This is a genomic window from Litorivivens sp., from assembly GCF_041625495.1.
In the GTDB taxonomy this organism is placed as follows: Bacteria; Pseudomonadota; Gammaproteobacteria; order Pseudomonadales; family Spongiibacteraceae; genus Litorivivens.
Genome location: NZ_JBFJTH010000268.1, coordinates 1 through 2,944, shown reverse-complemented (window position 1 = coordinate 2,944; position 2,944 = coordinate 1). Strand labels below are relative to the sequence as shown.

The window sequence follows — 2,944 nt, the reverse complement described above, 5'->3', positions numbered from 1 at the left end:
TCTTGAATGGCGCCGTAGATGCCGTGCAGATCGTCGGGCACGGTGGTCAGGTAGCAGCTGGAGAGCTGCGGACGCAGGGTGCCGGAGTTGAACAGGGTCGGGGTGGAGCTCATGTAATCGAAGGAGCTCAGCAGTTCATAGAACTCGATGGCGCGGGCGTTCTTGTCGTCTTCGCGGGTCGCCAGACCCATCGCGACGCGCATGAAGAAAATCTGCGGCAGTTCGATGCGCACATCGTTGCTGTGAATGAAGTAGCGGTCGTACAGGGTTTGCAGACCGAGGTAGTTGAACTGGTTGTCGTTCTCGGGCTTGATGGCCTGGCCCAGACGCACCAGGTCGTAATCGCGCAGTTCCGGCGAGATCAGTTCCAGCTCAATGCCTTTTTCAATATAGGCAGCCAGTGCTTTGGGGTAGTACTCGACCATATCGTGCTGGGTGGCGCTTTCGGCAATGCCGAGGAAGTTGAGTGCTTCGGCGCGCAGTTTGTCCAGCAGCAGGCGGGCAGTAACGTAGCTGTAGTTGTGTTCTTTTTCCACCAGCGAGCGGGCGGCGATAACCAGAGAGGTGTTCACCTCGTGGGCAGCCACGCCGTCATACAAACCTTTCAGTACTTCGTCGAGTACCGCTTTGGCGCTGACATCGGCGAGGCCTTCGCAGGCTTCGTTAACGATGAATTCCAGGCGACCCAGATCCAGCGGGGTCAGGGAGCCATCTTCCTGGGTGACGCGAATGGAGGGGTGAGCCTTTTCTTCGGGCTGGGCCTTCTTGCGCTCTTCGGCGCGGGCGGCGCGGTACAGCACGTAATCGCGAGCCACTTTGTGTTCGCCGCTGCGCATCAGGGCCAGTTCTACCTGATCCTGAATATCTTCAATGTGGATAGTGCCGCCGGAGGGCATGCGGCGTTTGAAGGTGGCGCTCACTTGTGATGTCAGCTTGGCTACGGTTTCGTGTATGCGGGTAGAGCCGGCTGCATTGCCGCCTTCCACCGCCAGAAACGCCTTGGTGATAGCCACTGAAATTTTGTCGTCGGTATAGGGTACGACGGTGCCGTTGCGTTTAATAACGCGCAGCTGGCCCGGTGCCGTTGCCTGAATTTCGGCGCTGGAGGGGACGTTGGGCGGCTGTTGAGCGGCGCGTTGGGGGCTTTGTTGTTCGTGGGTTTGCATGGTCTCTCCGGACGTTTTGGCTATCTATATCTAGTGTGTGACTGTCTGTTGACTACAACATCTGGAATGTTGAAAAACACGGTACCGCTTACGGCTTGATCCAACTACCTGCCTGCGACAATCTTCGGGGAAGTGGTAATGATCGTTGACGAACTCGTTGCGAAAAGCCTCGATCTTATAGTTTTCACCCCGGAGACTGGTAGTGCCATCTGGTGTGGCCCCGCAGTCAAGGACACAAGATAGTGCGGTTTTAGTGTATGTGCAAGCACTAAATATTGGGGATTGCGTGTGGGAAAGCTGTGGATAACTTAAAGGTGGGCGGGTGCTAACCTGCAGCCTCCCGGCATGGCCACTTTTCAGCTGAGCAGTGTCAACATGGTGCAAAAAACCGCCTTATACGGAGTTCTTATAAGCAGTATAAGTCTTATGATGTTTACAAGGGTGTTGGTCAGGCGGTCGCCGCAACGGGTTCGGTTTTGTGGAAGGCGATGAGGTGTTCCACGTCGGCTTCGATGGTGATGGTTTCGCCAATCTGAAAATCCCGGTGGCTGGGGAGCAGGGCTTCTACGGTGCTGCCGGTGGGTAGGGCCAGTTTGTAGAGCGTGGCGCCGCCATTGAACACTTTCTTTTCTACCGTGGCGGCGATGCCGCCAAAGTCACTGAGAATGATGTCATCCGGGCGCAGCAGCACATCTACCGGTGAGCCTTCCTGCCAGGGGTAGGCGCGGTTGCCGTGCAGGTCGCCCAGCTCGGTGTTAATGCTGTTGGGGCCGGTCACAATGCCGGGGAGAAAGCGGCCGCGACCGATAAATTCCGCCACCAGCCGGTTGGCGGGTTCGTGGTAGAGGTTGAACGGGGTGTCCCACTGCTGCAGCGCGCCGTGGTAGAGCAGGCCAATATGGTCGCTGAAGGCGAAGGCTTCTTCCTGATCGTGGGTGACCAGAATGGCGCTGATACCGAGGTCCTTGAGAATGTCGCGCACTTCCAGGCTAAGACTTTTGCGTAGTTCTGCGTCGAGGTTGGAGAAAGGCTCGTCCATCAGCAGCAGTTGCGGCGCCGGCGCCAGAGCCCGGGCCAGGGCAACGCGCTGTTGTTGGCCGCCGGAGAGTTCGTGAGGGTAGCGATTTTCCACCCCGCTCAGGCGCACCAGCTCCAGCAGACGACCGACGATGCGATTCTGTTCGGCGGCACTTTTCTTGCGAAAGCCAAAGCAGATGTTTTGTTTTACGGTGAGGTGGGGGAAGAGGGCGTAGTCCTGAAATACCATGCCAACCTTGCGCTGCTCCGGTGCTAGAGAAAAGCCGGGCTTGCTCAGCAGGGTGTCGCCCAGCCAGATTTCGCCCTGGCTGATCGACTGAAAACCCGCGATAGCACGCAGTGCGGTGGTTTTGCCGCAACCGCTTGGCCCGAGCAGACAGCAGATGTCGCCTTCATTAACGTGGAAGTTGATATCGTTAATGACGGGCTCGCCGTCGTACTGGCATTGGATGTTTTTAAGCTGGAGCATGGGGGTCCGCCGTTTGTGCTGCTAGTGGGGGCTCATTGGCAATAGGCAACAAGCGCCCCCGCTGCGCGTGGGAGCTGGCTTTGCCAGCGATGGCGGGCTGACAGTTCCCGGCGCGTTCATGGCCTACTTCGCCGCCTCAAGCAACAGAAATTCCATCAGCGCCTTCTGCGCGTGCAGCCGGTTTTCGGCTTCGTCCCAGATGACGGAGTCCGGCCGATCCATCAGCTCTGCCGATATTTCCTCGCCGCGATGGGCGGGCAGGCAGTGCATA

Annotated in this window: 2 protein-coding genes and 1 pseudogene; all 3 read right to left on the bottom strand. The window is 58.0% G+C overall.

Features of this window, described 5'->3' with window-relative positions; genetic code table 11:
- Window positions 1-1,166 (bottom strand): ATP cone domain-containing protein (locus ABYP39_RS18265; RefSeq protein WP_372784058.1); only part of this gene is annotated, 1,166 nt, incomplete at its 3' end.
- 448 nt (window positions 1,167-1,614) lie between these two features.
- Complete coding sequence (locus tag ABYP39_RS18260; RefSeq protein ID WP_372749738.1) at window positions 1,615-2,673, bottom strand: ABC transporter ATP-binding protein; 1,059 nt, start codon at window positions 2,671-2,673, stop codon at window positions 1,615-1,617.
- Between the two features lie 123 nt (window positions 2,674-2,796).
- Window positions 2,797-2,944, bottom strand: a pseudogene (locus ABYP39_RS18255) (ornithine carbamoyltransferase); the annotation flags it as partial.